General features: G+C 60.2%; 19 protein-coding genes. 2 read left to right on the top strand and 17 right to left on the bottom strand.

Annotated features, from left to right (window positions below; translation table 11 throughout):
- Positions 1–4: 4 nt before the first annotated feature.
- From PLH32_07115 to PLH32_07085, 7 genes are all read right to left on the bottom strand, one after another.
- Positions 5–427, bottom strand: a complete 423-nt coding sequence (locus PLH32_07115) for a nucleoside 2-deoxyribosyltransferase (GenBank protein ID HQJ64367.1) — start codon at positions 425–427, stop codon at positions 5–7.
- A 27-nt stretch (positions 428–454) separates the two neighbouring features.
- The gene (locus tag PLH32_07110) at positions 455–1,315 is read right to left on the bottom strand and encodes a class I SAM-dependent methyltransferase (GenBank protein HQJ64366.1); all 861 of its coding nucleotides are present in this window, start codon (positions 1,313–1,315) and stop codon (positions 455–457) included.
- Entirely contained in the window at positions 1,305–2,813 is a 1,509-nt protein-coding gene (locus tag PLH32_07105) for an oligosaccharide flippase family protein (protein HQJ64365.1), read from the bottom strand. The genes PLH32_07110 and PLH32_07105 overlap by 11 nt, the downstream gene beginning before the upstream one ends.
- Positions 2,814–2,825: 12 nt before the next feature.
- The gene (locus PLH32_07100) at positions 2,826–3,890 is read right to left on the bottom strand and encodes a uroporphyrinogen decarboxylase family protein (protein HQJ64364.1); all 1,065 of its coding nucleotides are present in this window, start codon (positions 3,888–3,890) and stop codon (positions 2,826–2,828) included.
- The gene (locus PLH32_07095) at positions 3,890–4,531 is read right to left on the bottom strand and encodes a fumarylacetoacetate hydrolase family protein (GenBank protein ID HQJ64363.1); all 642 of its coding nucleotides are present in this window, start codon (positions 4,529–4,531) and stop codon (positions 3,890–3,892) included. Before PLH32_07095 ends, PLH32_07100 begins: the two co-directional genes overlap by 1 nt.
- A gap of 501 nt (positions 4,532–5,032) precedes the next feature.
- Complete coding sequence (locus PLH32_07090; protein HQJ64362.1) at positions 5,033–5,563, bottom strand: hypothetical protein; 531 nt, start codon at positions 5,561–5,563, stop codon at positions 5,033–5,035.
- The gene (locus PLH32_07085; protein ID HQJ64361.1) at positions 5,563–6,156 is read right to left on the bottom strand and encodes a sigma-70 family RNA polymerase sigma factor; all 594 of its coding nucleotides are present in this window, start codon (positions 6,154–6,156) and stop codon (positions 5,563–5,565) included. Before PLH32_07085 ends, PLH32_07090 begins: the two co-directional genes overlap by 1 nt.
- 247 nt (positions 6,157–6,403) lie before the next feature.
- Here PLH32_07085 and PLH32_07080 point away from each other — a divergent pair, with 247 nt between their 5' ends.
- Positions 6,404–6,727 carry a hypothetical protein gene (locus PLH32_07080; protein ID HQJ64360.1) on the top strand — a complete coding sequence of 108 codons (324 nt, stop codon included), beginning with the start codon at positions 6,404–6,406 and terminating at the stop codon, positions 6,725–6,727.
- Between the two features lie 224 nt (positions 6,728–6,951).
- Positions 6,952–7,608, top strand: coding sequence for a tRNA (guanosine(46)-N7)-methyltransferase TrmB (trmB, locus tag PLH32_07075; GenBank protein ID HQJ64359.1), 657 nt, complete (start codon positions 6,952–6,954; stop codon positions 7,606–7,608).
- 133 nt (positions 7,609–7,741) lie between these two features.
- On the opposite strand, the gene PLH32_07070 is transcribed toward trmB, so the two are convergent.
- The 10 genes from PLH32_07070 to PLH32_07025 form a co-directional block, all read right to left on the bottom strand.
- Positions 7,742–8,608, bottom strand: coding sequence for an MlaD family protein (locus PLH32_07070; GenBank protein ID HQJ64358.1), 867 nt, complete (start codon positions 8,606–8,608; stop codon positions 7,742–7,744).
- Positions 8,598–9,329: an ATP-binding cassette domain-containing protein gene (locus tag PLH32_07065; GenBank protein HQJ64357.1), complete on the bottom strand. Its 732-nt coding sequence runs from the start codon at positions 9,327–9,329 to the stop codon at positions 8,598–8,600. Before PLH32_07065 ends, PLH32_07070 begins: the two co-directional genes overlap by 11 nt.
- Entirely contained in the window at positions 9,326–10,117 is a 792-nt protein-coding gene (locus tag PLH32_07060; protein ID HQJ64356.1) for an ABC transporter permease, read from the bottom strand. Before PLH32_07060 ends, PLH32_07065 begins: the two co-directional genes overlap by 4 nt.
- Positions 10,118–10,131: 14 nt before the next feature.
- Positions 10,132–10,956, bottom strand: a complete 825-nt coding sequence (gene mutM / locus PLH32_07055) for a bifunctional DNA-formamidopyrimidine glycosylase/DNA-(apurinic or apyrimidinic site) lyase (protein HQJ64355.1) — start codon at positions 10,954–10,956, stop codon at positions 10,132–10,134.
- 125 nt (positions 10,957–11,081) lie between these two features.
- Positions 11,082–12,206 (bottom strand): ABC transporter permease, encoded by a 1,125-nt coding sequence (locus PLH32_07050; protein HQJ64354.1) that lies wholly within the window; start codon positions 12,204–12,206, stop codon positions 11,082–11,084.
- A 3-nt stretch (positions 12,207–12,209) separates the two neighbouring features.
- Positions 12,210–13,319 carry an ABC transporter permease gene (locus PLH32_07045; protein HQJ64353.1) on the bottom strand — a complete coding sequence of 370 codons (1,110 nt, stop codon included), beginning with the start codon at positions 13,317–13,319 and terminating at the stop codon, positions 12,210–12,212.
- Complete coding sequence (locus PLH32_07040) at positions 13,316–14,068, bottom strand: ABC transporter ATP-binding protein (GenBank protein HQJ64352.1); 753 nt, start codon at positions 14,066–14,068, stop codon at positions 13,316–13,318. Before PLH32_07040 ends, PLH32_07045 begins: the two co-directional genes overlap by 4 nt.
- Before the next feature lie 8 nt (positions 14,069–14,076).
- Positions 14,077–14,994 carry an ABC transporter ATP-binding protein gene (locus PLH32_07035; protein HQJ64351.1) on the bottom strand — a complete coding sequence of 306 codons (918 nt, stop codon included), beginning with the start codon at positions 14,992–14,994 and terminating at the stop codon, positions 14,077–14,079.
- A gap of 11 nt (positions 14,995–15,005) precedes the next feature.
- On the bottom strand, positions 15,006–15,896 hold the full coding sequence (locus tag PLH32_07030; protein HQJ64350.1) for an efflux RND transporter periplasmic adaptor subunit: 891 nt from the start codon (positions 15,894–15,896) through the stop codon (positions 15,006–15,008).
- Between the two features lie 11 nt (positions 15,897–15,907).
- Positions 15,908–17,257, bottom strand: a complete 1,350-nt coding sequence (locus tag PLH32_07025) for a TolC family protein (protein HQJ64349.1) — start codon at positions 17,255–17,257, stop codon at positions 15,908–15,910.
- Between the last annotated feature and the right edge of the window lies 1 nt (position 17,258).

Here is a 17,258-nt window from a genome sequence, read left to right as displayed (position 1 = left end):
TCCCTTATCGTGATACGGCTCCCAAAAAGGCAGTGATCCGCTGCTGCCACTCCTCCTCCGCACCATAGTCGGCGACCGAGAAGCCCGGCCGGCTGATCCCGGTGATCATCCGCGAGATGAAAAGGCCGCGTGCATGCAGGCAGAGGAGCGGTTTGCTGCAATCCAGAGCATAGCAGATCTCATAGCCGACCCCCAGCGAGGGATTAGAGATCTCGGCCACCACGCAGTCACAGGACTCGAGCCAGGCGGCATCGCGCTCAAAGATCTGGCGCGCGCTGAAGGGTTGCTCCTGGCGGAGGACATCCTGCGCGACGATATGCTCGGTCAGCACCCGATGGCCGCCCGCTTTGAGGAAATCCACCATCCTCCGGTAGGTGGGCAGATAGCTGCGCCCGCCGGCGATGGAAGCAGCAAAATAGATCTGCATCGACTTCTCCCGGGTGTGGCTCCGGCCTCAGGCCGGCTTTTTCATGACGATGTAGGAGCGCACCCCTTCCCGGACCAGGAGGAGGAGCACTTTTTCCAGCCCGATCGCGCGGCTGAAACGGTAGCAGGCCAGGGTGAAGGTATGAAAAAAAGCCTCGTTGGCGCGGCCAAGGTGCTCTGAACGGAGCAGCCGGTTGAGGAGCCGCACCGCCAGCAGCAGAGCGGCAGGCAGCTTGGCCGCATACTTGACTTCCTTCTCCAGAGTGCCCGACTCCACCACTAAAAGACCCGCTTCCCGGGCCATGGCTTCGAGCTCCTCGGGGCGATAGGCGGTGTGGAAATATTCCGGGCCGCTCGAACATTCTACGCCGTAGGTTTTGAGAATGCCGAGTTCAAGGTACTCCGGCCGCCGTCCGCGGTAATTCGGCGTGGTCAGCAGGGCCGCTCCGCCGGGTTTCAGCACCCGGGCCATTCCCGCAAAGATAGCCTTCGGGTTCAGGCAATGCTCGAGGACCTCGCTACAGAGCAAATGGTCAAAGGATCCGGCGCGGAAGCAGTCGAGCCGTTCCGCATCGCCCTGGATCAGCCGTCCGGCGAGCTCCGCAGGACACCGCTGCAGGGCCCCCATGCTGAGATCTAGACCGAAGGAGGGGCCGCCTTGCCAGGCTGCAAGGTACATGCCGCGATTGCAGCCGACATCGAGCAGGGTGCCGCGCAGACCGCGCAGACGGCCGAGAATAAAGTCGCGCCGCAGCAGGCCGCGCAGGGTGTGATAGACCTCCTCCTCCTCAGGGTATTTCTCACCGACTTGCTGGTAGAAGGCTTTCAGAGCGGCTTTTTCCTGGTCGGTCATCTCCTCCTCGATCCCTGCATGAATTTCAGCCGGCACGCCGGTCTGCTACCAACTTACGCAATTTTTGCGACAAAAACCCGGATTTTTCCCCGGCGCTGCTGCGAAAGAAGCCGCTGCCCCAGAGCAGCAGGGGCCAGGAGGCGAGGAGGAACGCTCGCAAAACCGTCGAGCTGCGCAGCGCTGGCAGCATTGCCAGGCCGAAAACCGCGGCGCTGCAAAGGACCAAGCGCAGGATCCGCAGCCATTCATAGGGAATGGGGTAGTAACGCTGTGCAAATCCATACAGGCCCAGGGCCATACCGGCATAGGCGATCGCACGTGCCCAGGCCGATCCGAGGGGGCCATAAAGCGGGATGAGCCAGAAATTGACGGCAAGGTTTACCGCCACCCCGGCCAGAGTGACCAGAGCGATCAAGCCGCTCTTCTTCTCGAGGTAGAGGGCCGCCTCGAAGATGAGGTAGAGAGCATAAAAGAGCGAAGCGAGCATGATCAACGGCACCACCCGGCTGCTCTCCCAAAAGGCCGATCCGAAAAAGGTATAACCGTCAATGCGCAACCTCAGCAGCTCATCGACAAAAAGGCTCATCAGCAGAAAAAGGGCGAGACAGGCAGCGAGCATCCAGGTGAGGATGCGGCTGAAGATCTTTTTGGCTTCGTTTTCGCGGGAAGTAGCGAGAAAATAGGGCTGCCAGGCGAAACGGAACGCGGCCACCAGCAGGCCCATGATCATTCCCACCTTGGCGCCTGCATTGTAAAGACCAGCGGCGGCCACCGAATCGAGCCGTTCCAGCATCAGACGGTCGGCGCTGTCGAGCAGGGCGATGGCTAATCCCGTCGGCAAAAAGGGCAGTCCGAAGCGCAGCAGCTGCTTCAGCCAGTCGCGGGAGAGGCGCCCCGCGCCGCTGTGCAGCAACACCCCCAAAGCAGCAGCCAGGGTCAGGGCGGAGGAAACGAGATTGGCGATGAAGATGCCCTCAACACCCATCCCGGCGGCAAGGATACAGTACAGATTGGCCGCCAGCAGGACGAGAGCCGAACCCACCTTTATGAGAACGTAGAGCCACGACTTTTCCTCCGCACGCAGCAGCAGCAGCGGAATAAAAGCCGCGGTGTCACAAAAGAGGATCCCGGCCAGGAGGCGGATCAGCAGCACCAGATCGATCCCGGTGCCGCGCGCACCAGCTCCGAAAAAGAGGGTGACCAGGTGCGGAGCCAGGAGCCCAAGCAGCAGCGAAAAGATCAGACTGGTGCACGAGAGGGCCAGCGTCGCCGTGGTAAAAATGGCACGGCGCTCCCGCTCCTGGCTGGCCAGAATGTAAAACCGCATAAATCCGGCATCCAGACCGTAACTGTAAAGCAAGGTGAGGATGGTCAGCCAGGTCATTGCCAGCCCGGCAACCCCGAATCCGTCCGTCGAAAAAATATTGGTGTAGAGCGGGAGCAGCAGAAAGCCAACCGAGCGGCTGAGAACATGACCCAGACCATAGACCGCGGAGTGCTTGACGAGACGTTTGATGGGTTGATAAAGCGACATGGGCGGCCCGTCTCAAGGCTGCGTCGAGAGTTGCCCGAACGCCCAGGTGGCCTCGAGCATGGCACGATAATTGGTCAGCGGAATATAGTTGGGTATGCTGTTGCCCGAGCCGACACAATAGCCGCCACGCCGGCCGACATCCTCGATCAGACCGCGCACGGTCTCCCGGATCCGCTCCGGATCGCCGCGCGCGAGCAGATCCATATCGACGCTGCCGACCAGGCCGAGACGATCGCCATATTTCTGCTTCACCTCGCGAATTTCCATCGCCTTGGGCTCGATCGGCTGCAGCGTGGTCACGCCCACCGCGATCAGCTCATCCAGCACCTCCCAGAGCTTGCCGTCGCTGTGGTAGAGGAAGGGCATATTCCGGGCCTGGCAGAGCGCCGCGATCTTGCGCATCCACGGAAAAAGATAGCGGCGCAGGGTGGCCGGCGAAATCATCAACCCCGAAAAGTAGGCGATATCGTCGCTGTAAAAAAGCCCCCCGACCACCTCGTACTGCGCCATGCGCTCAAAGAGGGCATAGATGATCGAACCGATCCGATCGAAGAGGGCAGCCACCAGTTCGGGGTTCTCGACCAGGGCGTAACTGAAGGTTTCGAAGCCCATGAATTCCCAGGTGAAGGTGAAAATGTCGCCATACTGACCAATCACCCGCATCTCCGCGGGCATGGTGCGCTCCGCTTCGTCGAACCAGCGGAACGCGGCATCGGTCACCTCCGCCCACCGAAAGCGCTCGAACTCCTCCCAGGTGGTAATGATCCCCTTGCTTTCGGTCCCCCAGGTGCGGGCGCGGTCCAGCGCGGTAGCCTCGGACTGGCGGAAGCCACTCTCCGGCACCGCGGCGCCCGGATTCATGTTGATCACCGGAGCGAGCTTGATATAATCGTAACCAGCGAGGCGGTAAAACTCGATCTTGTCCCCGAGGGTCTGGAGGGGCCGCCCGATGAACTGCCCCATGACTCCCTCATCGATGCCCAGTTCCATGAGAGGCACGCGATCGGCCTTGCCGCCCAACAGGACCGTCTTCAGCCGGCCGAAATTGGGTGAATAGGGCGCGAATCCGCCGGTCATCACTCCCCCTTTCCGGAAATCACGAGATTCTCGAGGGTGCCGAGTCCCTCGATCGAGCACTCCACCCGGTTTCCGGGCTGGAGCGGACTGACGCCCTCAGGGGTGCCGGTCAGCAGGATATCCCCGGGCTCGAGGGTCATATAGCGCGAAATATAGGCGATCAATTCGGGAATTTTATAGACCATCTCGCCGGTATTGCCCTTCTGCCGCACCTCGCCATCCACTTTCAATTCCATCGCCAGCCGATGGGGATCCGGAAGGAGGTCCGCCGGGATCAGCCAGGGCCCGATGGGGCAAAAAGTGTCGATCCCCTTGGCCAGGGTCCAGGGTTTGCCCTTTTTCTGCTCTTCGCGCTGCATCTCACGCGCGGTGACGTCGTTGGCAATGGTATAGCCGGCCACATGCTCCATGGCTTTCTCCGCTGGGATGCGGGCACCGCGCTTGCCGATCACCAACGCCAGCTCCAGTTCGTGATCCACCCGGCCGATCCCCGCCGGAATGCAGATGGCGCCCTGATGGGGAAGCAGAGAGGAAGGCACCTTGGCGAAATACATCGGCGACTCGGGAACCGTGTTGTCCAGCTCGGCGGCGTGGGCCCGGTAATTGCGGCCCAGACATAGAATTTTGGTCGGCCGCTGCATCGGCACCTGCCAGGTGAACGGCTCCCGGATGATCAGGTCATCAAGGCTGCGAACTTCCCGGACCGCGGCAAGGACTTGATCAAAGGTCTCTCCGGAGAAATAGTCGAGCTCGACCATGAGCTGCAGGAACGGCAAATCGGGGGCCTGGGGGAAATTCTTGATCTCCTTGAAATAGTGCCACAAGCGGGTGAAATTGAGCAGACCATCCCCTGTTTCAATACCGATGCAGGGTTCGCCCTTTGCCGTGAGATAGGAAAATGCCTTCATCGCCTCGTCTCCTGATGGGAACGCCGGTTTAATTCAAAAGTATATCAAACCCTGGAGTAAGAATCAAGGAAAATATCAGTGCCTGGATACCCGCCGAAAGCTGGTTTCCACGCGCCCTGCTCTCGGTCCCCCCCCTTCGCTCTCGATCCCGCCCACGCGGCCCTCAAAAAAACAGCCCGGCCGGGGAAGATTCCGGCCGGGCTCGAAACCGACACCCTTGGAGGCGAAGGGGGTTCAGCGGCTCTGCGGCAGATCGTGACGACGGGCCAGGGCGATAAGCTGGTCCAGAAGCAGCACCAGGAGGAGCGCTCCGCCCAAAAGAACCAGGCTGTTAATCGGTAGGGTGGTCCCGCGGAAGTATTCTTCCAGCTGGGGCAAAATGTTCAGGTGCCGGAACCACTCCCAGGAGAGACCGCTCTCAGGCAGGCGAAGTCCGCGCATCTCCGTCAGATAGGTTCGCGGATGCAGAAAGGGCAAGGCGATCCGAAAGGCGGCAATGATCCCGCCCATCAGAATCAGGGAGTGGAGCAGGTTCTCGGAGAGCGGCCCAAGGCTCTCCCTCCGGATCTTGCGCATCACCTTTTCTGTCAAGGCTGGTGACGGCGACCATTCCGGTTCAACGGCGAGCGCTGCAAAGAGCGGCTCATAGCCATCGAGGCGTTCCTGGCAGAGCGGACAGCCGCGGAGATGGTCGAGCTTTTCCCTCTCCTCGAGCCGGCCATCGAGGTATAGTTGCAGCTCAGCATCATTCAAATGTTGCTTCATTAAGCCTCCACAGGGTACTGCGCGGCGAGGCGGTCTCGCAGTAGACGCCGCGCACGAAAAAGATAACTTTTAACCGTGCCCTCGGGGAGGGCGGTCACCTCGGCGATCTCGCTGTAGCTCATCTCCTCCAGATGGAAGAGCGTCAGGATCGCCCGGAAGGTCAACGGCAGAGCATCGATCTCGCGCTGGAGGGTGGCACGCAAATCCCGCGCTTCTACATGCTCCAGCGGTGAGGCCTCAGCCGCGGGGACCCATTCGAGCCGGCGGCTTGCCTCGGCATTCTCGTCGGATTCTGGCCCGGCCAGGTCCTCGTAGAGCGGCAGGCGTTTCTTCTGCAGATAATTGATGCAGGTATTGTGGGCGACTGTAGCCACCCAGGTGGATAATTTGGATTTATGCTCGAATTCGCCGAGGCTGCGGTAGATGCGCAGAAAAATCTCCTGGCACAGGTCCTCACGGTCTGATGCCCGGGGAATCATCCGCGCGACCAGGTGCACGACCAGTTTCTGGTAGCGCGCCAGCAGCAGGGCGAAATCGCCCTGGTCGCCCGCGAGGATGGATTCGATCAGCGTTTTATCGTCTCGGGTGTCCATTCCCTCTGATTAGACCGCCAAGCGGCTGAAATGTTGCACTCGGTGCATCCCGGGGCCAGCCATCACCTCTCGCCCACACCCGGTGTTCCCTGACCTCGGCTCGCCTGTACAGGCGGTACCTACATAATAAGATAAGAAATTCTCGGGTAATTGCAACAAGGTATTGCTCTCCTGCAACATTTTCCCCCCTGACCTGTCAGATAAGGTAGAGCGAAATGAAATCCCTCAACCAAGAAAGGAGAATCCTATGATGGAAGAATTGGTCCCTCTGGGCGCATTTGCCATGGTCGTTTTAATGGTGAAGATCCTCTCGGATAACAAATTGAAGCGGCAGATGATCGAGAAAGGGGTGACGGCCGAGATCCTTCAGGCCCTCTTCGCCCAGCCCGTTCGCGAGAATGCCCCCACTTCGCTCAAATGGGGTCTGGTGCTGAGCGGCGTTGGACTTGGTGCCTTGGTCGGCACGATCTACGGTGATGGCCAGGACATCTTCACCCTGGCCAGTATGCTCCTTTTCGGTGGACTGGCCTTGATCATCTTTTACTTCCTGGCCGCCCGCAAAGCCGGCTGAGATAGGCACTCTGCTCTTACCCGCGACCTCAGGCAATCGGGTGCGGGTGAGAGCCGGAAATGGGGGCTTGCGGCCTAAGCAGCGGGTGGGACCGAGAGCGTAGGTCGGTGAAAACCTGAATCGGGGCCCGCGGGCAAAGCAGCGGGTGGGATGAAGATTTCTTGGGTACCCTGCTTTTTTTCTCCTTGCAATGCAAGAGAATTCTTCGTAAATACTCCCCCGATATGGCCAAACAAAAACTCATCCGCTTCGCCGCCCTTCCAGGATTGGCGAACGTACGCCAGGATCCCGGCAGCCTGCGGGGTCACTGGCACTCCGATTTTTTTCACAATGATCGTCCCATCACCCTCGAACTGGCGTGCGGCAAAGGCGATTACACCTTGGCGCTGGCCCAGCGCTATCCGGAGCGCAATTTTATCGGCATCGATATCAAGGGTCCGCGCCTGTGGGTCGGCGCCACCCGCGCCCTGGAGCTCGGCCTGACCAATGCCGGCTTTGTGCGCGCCAGCATCGAACAGCTTGGCGAATATTTTGCACCTGGAGAAATCGCTGTGATCTGGATTACCTTCCCGGATCCCCATCCAGCAGGCGGCAAGCATAAAAAGCGGCTCACCTCCACGCGGTTCCTCGATCTCTACCAACTCCTCTTACAACCGGATGGCCTCCTCCACCTGAAAACCGATGATGAAGGCCTCTACGCTTTCACCTTGCGGATTCTGGCAAGGCGTAAAGCGGAGGTTCTGGCCAGTACTCCCGACCTTTATTCCGGGCCATCCGATCCCGATCTGACTGGAATTCAGACTGCCTACGAGCAGAGACATATTAAGGAAGGGAAACGGATCAAGTACATCCGGTTTCGCCTGAAAGCGGGTCGGGACTGAGCGTTCCGGCGCGAACCGGTTGGGGACGAAAGGTTACGAAGAGCGTACTGCAAGAGCCGGGTGGGGACGAGAGGGTACGGAGAAAGGTTGATGCCGCCGGGCCGGTCGCAAGGACCAGCCCGGCGGTTACACTCTAGAAAACCGACACCTTGATGTACTTGTCCGGATTCTGCTTCAAATCCTCGATGAGGAGTTTGAGTTCGGTCACCGTCGCATTGAGATTCTTGACATATTCCTTATTCTGCAGCAGCTCGCCCGCTGACCCCTCACCGCTATTGAGCCGGGTCGCGATCCCGGTCAGCTGATCGGAGAGGAGGGAGAGTTTGCCGGCGGTCTCCTCAACCTGCTTAACGCTACCCCGGCTCTCCTTGGCCAGTTCGGTCGCCTCCGAGCCCGCTAGCCGGATGCTTCGGGCGGCTTCGCCAATCTCGGCGATCTGGCGATTGTACATGGGGACATCGAGGGCATCGACCTTTTTATCGACCTTGATGAGCACCTCGTTCATGGTCTTGATAGAGGATGAGGCCTCCCTGATCCGCTGATCGAGTTCACCCCCCTCCATCCGGCTGCGAAGATCCATCAGCATGGTTTTAGCGACTATCATGATATCCTTGTTCTGGCCTTCCAGCTGGCCCTCGGCCGGCAACACCTTCGGCGATTTACCCGGCTCGATGGTGATGGCCTTTTCGCCGATGAGGTTGAGGGTGTTGATTTCAATCTTGGAATCGATCGGGATATGAAAGCGGTCCTTGATATCGACCCGCACCACCACCCCATCCTCCTCGAAGCGCACTCCCTTGGTCCAGCCGATGCGATAGCCGCGCATGAAGACCTGAGAGCGGTCGCGCAAGCCGACAACATCCGAAAATTTAAAAAACACGCGGTACTCGCTCGACGAGATGATCCGCTGGCCCGAGAGCCACAGAATGGCCCAAAGCAGGATCACGGCGCTGAAAAAAATGATCACGCCGGAAATATAGCTCATCTTTTTATAGGTCATATTCTCCTCGTGTCTCGTATAAAAACTCCAGGGTTTCAGCCGAAATTTCTTCCTTGGTGCCGGTAAATGAGATATTTCCCTCCCGGAGGAGGGCAACCCGGTCGGCCACATCGCGCATCAATTTGATGTCATGGGTCACAATGATGGAGGTGGCGGCAATCTCGTTCTTGAGCATGAGGATGAGTTCGCTCACCTTCTCGGCATTGTTCTGGTCCAGTCCGGTGGTGGGCTCATCATAAAAGATATATTTGGGGCGCTTGATCATGGCGCGGGCGATAGCGACGCGCTTGCGCATGCCGCCGCTCAACTCCTCGGGGAATTTGTCGAGGACATCCTCGCCCAAGCCGACAAAATTGATCGCCCGGCTCACCTCGTTGTACATTTGAAACGGGCTCAATCGCTTGTGCATGCGCAAAAAGAGGCTCAGATTTTCGCGCACATCGAGAAAATCGAATAGAGCCGAATTCTGAAAAACGAAAGCGATGTGATTCTGGTAGGCCTGCCATTCCTTGCGGCTCATCTTGAGAATATCGTCTCCATCATAGGCGATCGAGCCCGCGTCCGGCTCGATCAACCGCACCAGAGTCTTGATGAAGACCGTTTTACCCTGTCCGCTCGGGCCGAGGATGACCAGGTTATTATTATCCGGAATATCCAGATCGATGCCGGTCAGCACCTCCTTCTCCTCAAAGCTCTTGTGGACGCCGCGCACGGTGATCATAGTAAAAGTTTTCCCAGATAGTAATCAAAGATGACGATGAAAACCGCCGAGACCACCACGGCGTTGGTGGAGGCGGTCCCGACGCCTTTGGCGCCGCCGGTGGTTCGCAGCCCGAAATAGCTTCCCACCAGGGCGATCAGGACGCCGTACACCGCCGGCTTGATCAGGTTGCCAAAATAGAGTTCGAACGCCTTGAAGTCCATCTGCATGCCGCTGCCGAACTCCTGCGCCGAGATCCAGTCGGTGGCCACCGCTGAAACGAAGAAGGAGCTGAAGATCGCCAGGGCGTTGGCGAAGATGGTGATCACCGGCAGCATCAGCAGGCCGGCGACGATGCGCGGTACCACTAAAAAACCGACGGGATCGAGCGACATGGTTTCAAGGGCCTCGATCTGTTCGGAGATCTTCATGCTGCCAATCTCCGCGGCGAGTGAGGCCCCCAGTTTACCGGCCAGCACCAGGGAGAGGATGATCGGACAGAGCTCGAGGATGGTCGTCTTGAAAATGACATTGACGAGGATTGCACGAGTGAGCAGTTCGGAGGATTGATAGGTGCTTTGCACCGTCGCCCCGAGACCGATGAAGACCGCGATCACTGCCGCAATCGGCAGGGTCTTGACGCTGAAGGCATAGATCTGCTCGAGGAATTGACGGCGGTAGAACCATAGCGACGGCAGCGCCTTGATGCTCTGAATGAAAAGCACAGCGATGTCATACACCGTGGTGAAGAACGAGATCGTGCGCTCGCCCAGCTGTTCAAAGAATTTGTCGGAAAGTATTTTGGCCATAGGCCAATGAACCTTTATTTTTGACAGGTTTCACAGAAAAACGAGCTGCGTCCCCCCTGGACCAGGCGGAGGATCTCCCGGCCGCAGCGCGGGCAAGGCTGCTGCTGGCGGCCATAAACGGCCAGATCAAGCTGAAAAAAACCCGGCTCTCCCTCGGCATTGCGGAAATCGGTCAGGGTGGTACCGCCGCGCTCCACCGCTTCCTGCAAGACCTGGACGACCGCGGCATGCAGCGCCGCGCCCTCCTGCGCACTCAGGCTGTTCCCCCGCCGCTGCGGATGCAGGCCCGCGCGGAAAAGCGCCTCATTGGCGTAGATGTTACCCACGCCAACCACCACCCGCTGATCCATTATCAAGGTTTTGACCGTCCGCTGCGTCGATGCCAAACGTTGCCGGAGAAAATCGGGTGTGAAGGCCGGTGAAAGGGGCTCAAGCCCCAAATCCCTGAGGAAGGCCATTTCGAGCGCCTCGCCCGGCCCGGCATAGTCCAGACTGCCAAACCGCCGCGGATCCCGAAAATGGAGTTCACCACCGTCCGTAAAATGGAAAATAACATGGGTATGGGGTTCAGCCGGCCGCGGCGGATTGCAATAGCTCAACCGCCCGCTCATGCCGAGGTGAATAACGAGGACCCCGCCGCCGTCGAGATGCCAGAGCAGATACTTGGCCCGCCGCTCCAGAGCGAGAATGCGCTGATTGGAAAGCCCACGCAAGACGGTCGCAGAGGGCAAGGGACGGCGCAATTTGGGCGCGCTTACCTCCACCCCGGCAAGCAGCTTGCCGGTGATGTGCGGGGCCAGACTCCTGCAGATCGTCTCTACTTCCGGAAGCTCCGGCATCTCCTTCACTCCCCACGCCGGCGCCCCGTCTCCGGCGATGGTCATCCAGATTTAAGCTAAATTTTACAAAATATTTTTGATAAAACCAACCAATTCTTTCAGAACCCGGCCGCAAAATCCCGCCGCTATTTAACACGACTCTGAAACCGCAGCACCGCAAACGAAAAGATCACTGCACCAAAAACCAGCAGCGCCAGACCCTGGGTGTAGAGATGGTGCAACCCCGCCCCCTTGATTAAAAGCTCGCGTACGACCAGCACGAAATAGCGCATCGGATTGACCAGGCTGATCATCTGCATCACTCTCGGCATGTTCTCGATCGGGAAGAGAAAACCGGACATCAGCAGGAAAAACATCAGGAAAAAGAGGGTCAGAAACATCGCCTGCTGCTGCGTCGCCGAGGAGGCGGAGATGAACAACCCCAGTCCAAGGGTGGTGAAGAGATAAATCAGGGCGAAGAGTATCAGCAAACCGAGATGTCCAGCCAGCGGAATCGTATAAACGATGCGCGCGACTGTCAGCCCGAAAGCCAGCTCGATCAGACCGAGCACCGCAAAGGGCACCAGCTTGCCGATCAGCAGCTCGTGCTTCTTGATGGGCGCCACCAGCAGCTGCTCCATCGTGCCGATCTCGCGCTCGCGCACCAGCCCCATCGCGCTCACCAGCGTCGTGACCATGGTGAGGAGAAAAACCACAATCCCCGGCACCATATAGTCCGAATTCTTGAGTTCCTCGTTGTACCAGACGCGCAGATTGGGGGAGACAAGATGAACCTCCGCGGCAACCTCGCTCGTTTGCAACCGCGCCTCGATCTGGTCGGTCAGATCACGCTGCAGAATGCCGTTGATGTACCCTAGGGCAATGGTCGAGGTGTTGGAATCCTGGCCATCGACCAGCACTTGCAGGGCGGTACGCTCGCCCCGCTGCAGCCGGGCGTTGAAATCCTCAGGAATTACCACCGCCACCGCAGCACGGCCGCGGTCCAGGTACGCCTGCATTCGGCCCGGCCTCGGGTCGTAATAGGCCACATTAAAATATCCCGACTGACGGATATGCTCGACGATCCGACGGCTCGCGGATGAATTATCGAGATCGCAAATGACGGTCCTGATGTTGCGAACCTCGCTGGAGATGACGAAACCGAGCAGCAACAGTTGCACCACCGGTACCACAAACAGGATGCCCAGCATGCTGCGGTCGCGGCGGATCTGGATAAACTCCTTCTTGATGATATGCAGGATCTTGATCACCCGCTACTCCTCCAGATTGATCTTGAAGCGCTTGACGCTGATCAGGATCAGCACGGTCCCGAAAGCCAGCAAAAAGAGGGCCGGCTGCCAGAGCTGGGCGCCCTCCACCCCCTTAAGCATGAGGCCGCGGATGATAACGAGAAAGTATTTGGCCGGGACAATATAGCTGAGGTATTGCAGCAGCCTCGGCATCGAGGCGACCGGAAAGATAAAACCCGAAAGCAGGATCGAGGGGAGAAAGGTCGAGACCATCGCGAACATCAGGGCCAGCTGCTGATTGGGCACGCGCGCTGAGATAAAAATCCCCAGGCTCAAACAGGTGTAGATGAAGATCAGGGCATAGAAGAGCAGCCACAGGGGTTCGCCGCGGAAGGGGACCCCGAACCAGATCCAGGCGAAGAGAATCACCAGCAACCCGGCGAGAAAGGCCAGGAGGATGTACGGCAGGGTTTTCCCGGCGATAATCTCCAGGGCGCGCACCGGCGAAACCAGGATCTGCTCCATCGTCCCGGTCTCGCGTTCACGTGCCACCGTCACCGAGGTGAGCAGGGCGCAGATCAGCATCATGATGATCGCCACCAAGCCGGGGACGATAAAATTGACGCTCTTGAGATCGGGATTGTACCAGACACGCGGCTGCAGCTCAATCGGCGGCTGCAGCACCAGGGCATTGGCCTGCAGTGAGCGGTTGACGAAATAGGCCCGAATATAATTCATCGCCACGGTCGCGGTGTTGGCGTTGGAGCCGTCGAGAATCACCTGCACCTCGCTCAGCGGCCGGCTCCCGTAGGAGGCACCAAATCCCCGCGGAATGATTAGCACCGCAATCATCCGGCGGTGGAGAAAGGCCTCCTCGATCGCTTCGCGGCGTTCGAGGATGCCGCTCAACTGAAAATAATTCGAACTGATCAAACCCTCCACCAGATCACGCGCTGCCGGGCTCTTGTCCTCATCGAGCAGCCCCAGCCGGATGTCGCGGATGTCGAAGGTGATCGCGTGACCATAGAGCAGCACCATCAGGATCGGGAGAAGGAAGATGATGACCAGGCTACGCGGATCGCGCAAAATGTGGAGTAATTCCTTGCGGACGATCGCCAGGATGCGCGCCCTCATACGGTCTCCGCTTTGCGGCTTTCTTGCCGCACTAGATCGATAAAAAGCGCCTCGATGGTCGATTTGCGGTAGCGCTCCTTGAGCTCACGCGGCGAGCCCAGGGCGATAATCCGGCCGTCATGCATGATCGACAGCCGGTTGCAGTATTCGGCCTCGTCCATATAGTGGGTTGTGACGAAGACAGTGGTCCCCCTTTCGGACAGATCATAAATCAGCCCCCAAAACTCCCGCCGTGAGATCGGATCGACACCCCCGGTGGGCTCGTCGAGAAAGAGGATCCTGGGCTCGTGGAGGATGGCACAGGTCAGGGCCAGACGCTGCTTCCAGCCGGTGGGAATATCGCGGGTCAGCTTGCCCAGATGCTGCTTTAGATCGGTCGTGGCGATGGCGGAGGTGATGGCCCGGCCGAGTTCCTCCCGCGAGAGGCCGTAGATCCCGCCGTAGAAATCGAGGTTCTGCGCGACGGTCAGATCGTCGTAGAGCGAGAATTTCTGTGACATGTAACCGATGGTAGCCTTGATCTGCGCCGTCTCCGAGTAAATGTCATAACCCGCGACCGTGGCCCTGCCGGAGGAGGGCAGCAGCAGCCCGCAGAGCATACGGATGGTCGTGGTCTTGCCCGCGCCATTGGCGCCGAGGAAGCCAAAGATCTCGCCCTCGCGCACCTTGAAGCTGATGCCGTCGACGGCAACAAAATCGCCGAAACGGCGCGAAATCCCCTCCACCTGAACGGAGTACGCTTCTGTCATGGCACTGCTCACTTTAGCAATTCGACAAACACGTCCTCAATCCCCGCCGCAATCGGGGCGACCGAATCGGCGCGGATGCCGGCCGCCTCCAGCAACGCGGTCACCTGATGCTGCAAGGTTTCGTCATCCCCCGAGGCGCTGAGGTGAATCCGGTCGCCGAAGACCTGGACCCTTGTGAAAGCCCCGCTGGCGCGTAAGAGGCGCGCCGCCACGAGATTATCCGGCGTGACCACCTCGAAGAGTTTCTTGGTGTAGAGCCCCGGGATGGCCTCCGGGCGCTCGACGGTGAGCAGCCGCCCCTTGTGAATAAACGCCACCCGGTCGCAGCGCGCCGCTTCATCCATGTACGGAGTGGTCACGAGAATGGTCACACCCTCCTGGTTCAGGGTGCCGAGGATCTCCCAGAACTCCCGCCGGGAGACCGGGTCGACGCCCGTGGTCGGCTCGTCCAGCATCAGGATCCTGGGCGTGTGGATCAGGGTGCAGGAGAGGGCGAGCTTTTGTTTCATTCCCCCCGAGAGACGGGCGGCGAGACGGCTGGTGAAGGGAGCGAGCCGGCTGAAGTGCAGTAGCTCGGTCATGCGGCGTTCGCGCTCTCCCTTGGGCACCTGGAAGAGATCCGCGAAAAAGCGCAGGTTTTCCGCAACTGTAAGATCCGGGTAGAGCGAGAAGCGCTGCGGCATATAGCCGAGGAAGCGACGCACCTCGCGGGGCGCCCGGCGCGGGTCAAGGCCGCCGACGCGGACGTCGCCGGCGTCGGCGAAGAGTAGACCGCAAAGGATGCGCAGAGTGGTGGTCTTGCCGGCGCCGTCGGGCCCGATCAGGCCGAGCATCTCCCCCGGCTGGACGGTCAGGCCGAGTCGGTCCAGGGCCGTCACCGCGCCGAAGGACTTGCGCAGGCCGGAGACTTGAATATCGTACGCCATCGGGCGAGCCCTCAGAGCAGGGTCACGTCGGCTGGCATGCCGATTTTGAGGATGCCGTCGGGGTTGTCCACCGCCACCTTGACCGCATAGACCAGATCGGAGCGCGCCTCGCGCGTCTGCACATTCTTGGGCGTGAACTCGGCCTTGTCGGCGATCCAGACGATCCGGCCGGGGAAGGTCTTGCCGGGATAGCCGGAGAGGGTGAGCTGCGCCGGGCCGTTGAGCCGGATGCGCGTGATATCCTTATCCTTGAGGTAAATACGGACGTACATCCGCGTCAGGTCGGCCAGGGTGACCACCGGCGCAAGCGGGCGTGCCACCTCGCCCGCTTCCATATAGGTGTCGATGACGACGCCGCTGATCGGCGCGGTCACGCGGCTGTCGCGCAACTGGCTGCCGATGAGCCCGATCTGCGCCTTGAGCTGCGCTTCCTTGGCGTCGAGAGCGGCCAGACTGGTACGCCCGTTCTCGAATTGCGCCTCGGCCGCCTTGCGCGCGGTCTCGAGATCATCGAACTGCTGCTGTGTTGCACTGCCATCCTCGAGCAGCACTGCGATGCGCTGGCTCTTCCGGGTGAGGTTGTCGAGGTTCTCTCCGGCGGTGCGGGTGAGGCGAGAGGCGTTGATGCGGTTGAGCCGCAGTTCCTCCAGCGCGGCCAGAGCCTGCTGTTGCTGCAGGACGATCTTTTCGCTGTCGATGGCGGCGATGAGCTGCCCGGCTAAGACCGATGCCCCCTCGTCGACCAGCAGGGCGGTCAGAGTGCCGCCCGATTTGGCGCTGACCAGGACCTCGGTCGCCTCCAGCGTTCCCGAGCCGGTGATGACGCCGCTCTCCTTTTTGCCGCAGCCGCTGAAGAGCATCAGAACGGCGATGACGAACACGACCTGGGATAAGACTTTCATAGACTCCTCTTTCAGAATTGAGAGTACTCCTTTTCGCCGAGGCCCACAGCGCGGCGCCAGTTGGCGCGCGCCAGATCCGATTCGATCTCCGCACCGCTCTGCTGCAGCAGGGCCCGGGTCAGCTCGGATTGTGCATCAAAGTAATCGGTGTTCGACGCCTGACCCTGCTGATACTGCTTCTCGGTCACCGCGAAGCTGGCCCGCGCCTGTTCGGCCATCCGTCCAGCCACCTCCAGCCGTTTGGACGCCTCATTGAGGCGCAGATGAGCCTGCTTGACATCGAGCGCGATCGCCTCCCGCAGCTGGCGCTCGCTCTCGGCGATCCCCTTCAGCCGCAGTTCGGCCTGCTCGATCCTGGAGACCGTCCGCCCGCCGTTCCAAAGATTCCATTCGGCGCCGACTCCGACCAGCCAGTAGTCCATCCACTCATTGCGGATCATGTCGAGGCCGGGTTTGCCATAACCGTAGCTGGCAAAACCGGCGAGTGCGGGAAGACGCCCTCCCCTGGCTATCTTGCGGCCGGCATCGGCAGCCTGATGGGCCCTGGCCAGGCTCGCCAGTTCTTCCCGGTTGGCTGCGGCCAGTTGCAGTGACGCCTCAAGCGTGCCCGGTTCGATATGGCCGGGGCCCATCGCCGTCAGGCCGGTTCCAGCCGGCAGGGGAGCCGCCAGGAGGTTCTCGAGTGCGGCCGCCGCCAAAGCGACGCCGTTTTCGGCCTGCAGCAGCGCCAGATCGGCTTCCGAGGCCTTGACCTCAACGCGCAGCCGCTCGTCGCGGCGGGCCAGCCCCTGTTCGACCATCACCTCGACGTCACGCAGATGAGCGGCGATCTGCTCGCGGGCGCTGCGGGCGATCTCCGCCCCCTTTTGCGCCTGCAGCAGGGCGGCATAGGCCGATTCAACCCGGAAAATCAACTCGCCACGCTGACGCTTGAGTTCACTCTCCTTGGCGCCGGCCATCGCCTCGGCGGCCCTCCTGGAGCCGCTTAGCCGGAACCCGGTGAAAAGGGGCTGACTCAGCGTCAACCGCAGGTCCGAGTTGTCCAGCGAACCCAGCTTGATCCCACCCTTCGGGAAGAACTGCTGGAACAGCGGCGCATCGAAATGCAGTTCGGGGATGGTGCTCTGGCGGCGATAGCTGCCGCTGAAATCGAGGGAAGGCAGCCGAGCCGCCTTCGCCTGGTCGGCATCCGCAGCGGCGATCCCCGCCTCGCTTTCGGCCACCTTCAAACCCGGATTATTGGAGAGGGCTGCATGCACACACTCCGGCAGACTCTGCTGCGCTGCCGCCGCCCCTCCCAGCGCCAGCAGCAACAGACTGAGGATGGGAAATCGCCTGGGAATCCATGATGGAGATGACATG

The sequence above is a fragment of the bacterium genome (assembly GCA_035419245.1).
Taxonomy (GTDB): Bacteria; Zhuqueibacterota; Zhuqueibacteria; order Residuimicrobiales; family Residuimicrobiaceae; genus JAKPUX01.
Note: the sequence above shows the minus strand (reverse complement) of the source record. Positions and strands in the feature narration are given on the sequence as shown.

Bases quoted from the DNA above. Each gene is read 5' to 3' on its own strand.
- PLH32_07115 (HQJ64367.1), bottom strand. From the start codon at position 427: ATGCAGATCTATTTTGCTGCTTCCATCGCCGGCGGGCGCAGCTATCTG.
- PLH32_07105 (HQJ64365.1), bottom strand. From the start codon at position 2,813: ATGTCGCTTTATCAACCCATCAAACGTCTCGTCAAGCACTCCGCGGTC.
- PLH32_07100 (HQJ64364.1), bottom strand. From the start codon at position 3,890: ATGACCGGCGGATTCGCGCCCTATTCACCCAATTTCGGCCGGCTGAAG.
- PLH32_07095 (HQJ64363.1), bottom strand. From the start codon at position 4,531: ATGCAGCGGCCGACCAAAATTCTATGTCTGGGCCGCAATTACCGGGCC.
- PLH32_07090 (HQJ64362.1), bottom strand. From the start codon at position 5,563: ATGAAGCAACATTTGAATGATGCTGAGCTGCAACTATACCTCGATGGC.
- PLH32_07085 (HQJ64361.1), bottom strand. From the start codon at position 6,156: ATGGACACCCGAGACGATAAAACGCTGATCGAATCCATCCTCGCGGGC.
- PLH32_07080 (HQJ64360.1), top strand. From the start codon at position 6,404: ATGATGGAAGAATTGGTCCCTCTGGGCGCATTTGCCATGGTCGTTTTA.
- trmB (HQJ64359.1), top strand. From the start codon at position 6,952: ATGGCCAAACAAAAACTCATCCGCTTCGCCGCCCTTCCAGGATTGGCG.
- PLH32_07070 (HQJ64358.1), bottom strand. From the start codon at position 8,608: ATGACCTATAAAAAGATGAGCTATATTTCCGGCGTGATCATTTTTTTC.
- PLH32_07065 (HQJ64357.1), bottom strand. From the start codon at position 9,329: ATGATCACCGTGCGCGGCGTCCACAAGAGCTTTGAGGAGAAGGAGGTG.
- PLH32_07060 (HQJ64356.1), bottom strand. From the start codon at position 10,117: ATGGCCAAAATACTTTCCGACAAATTCTTTGAACAGCTGGGCGAGCGC.
- mutM (HQJ64355.1), bottom strand. From the start codon at position 10,956: ATGCCGGAGCTTCCGGAAGTAGAGACGATCTGCAGGAGTCTGGCCCCG.
- PLH32_07045 (HQJ64353.1), bottom strand. From the start codon at position 13,319: ATGAGGGCGCGCATCCTGGCGATCGTCCGCAAGGAATTACTCCACATT.
- PLH32_07040 (HQJ64352.1), bottom strand. From the start codon at position 14,068: ATGACAGAAGCGTACTCCGTTCAGGTGGAGGGGATTTCGCGCCGTTTC.
- PLH32_07035 (HQJ64351.1), bottom strand. From the start codon at position 14,994: ATGGCGTACGATATTCAAGTCTCCGGCCTGCGCAAGTCCTTCGGCGCG.
- PLH32_07030 (HQJ64350.1), bottom strand. From the start codon at position 15,896: ATGAAAGTCTTATCCCAGGTCGTGTTCGTCATCGCCGTTCTGATGCTC.
- PLH32_07025 (HQJ64349.1), bottom strand. From the start codon at position 17,257: ATGTCATCTCCATCATGGATTCCCAGGCGATTTCCCATCCTCAGTCTG.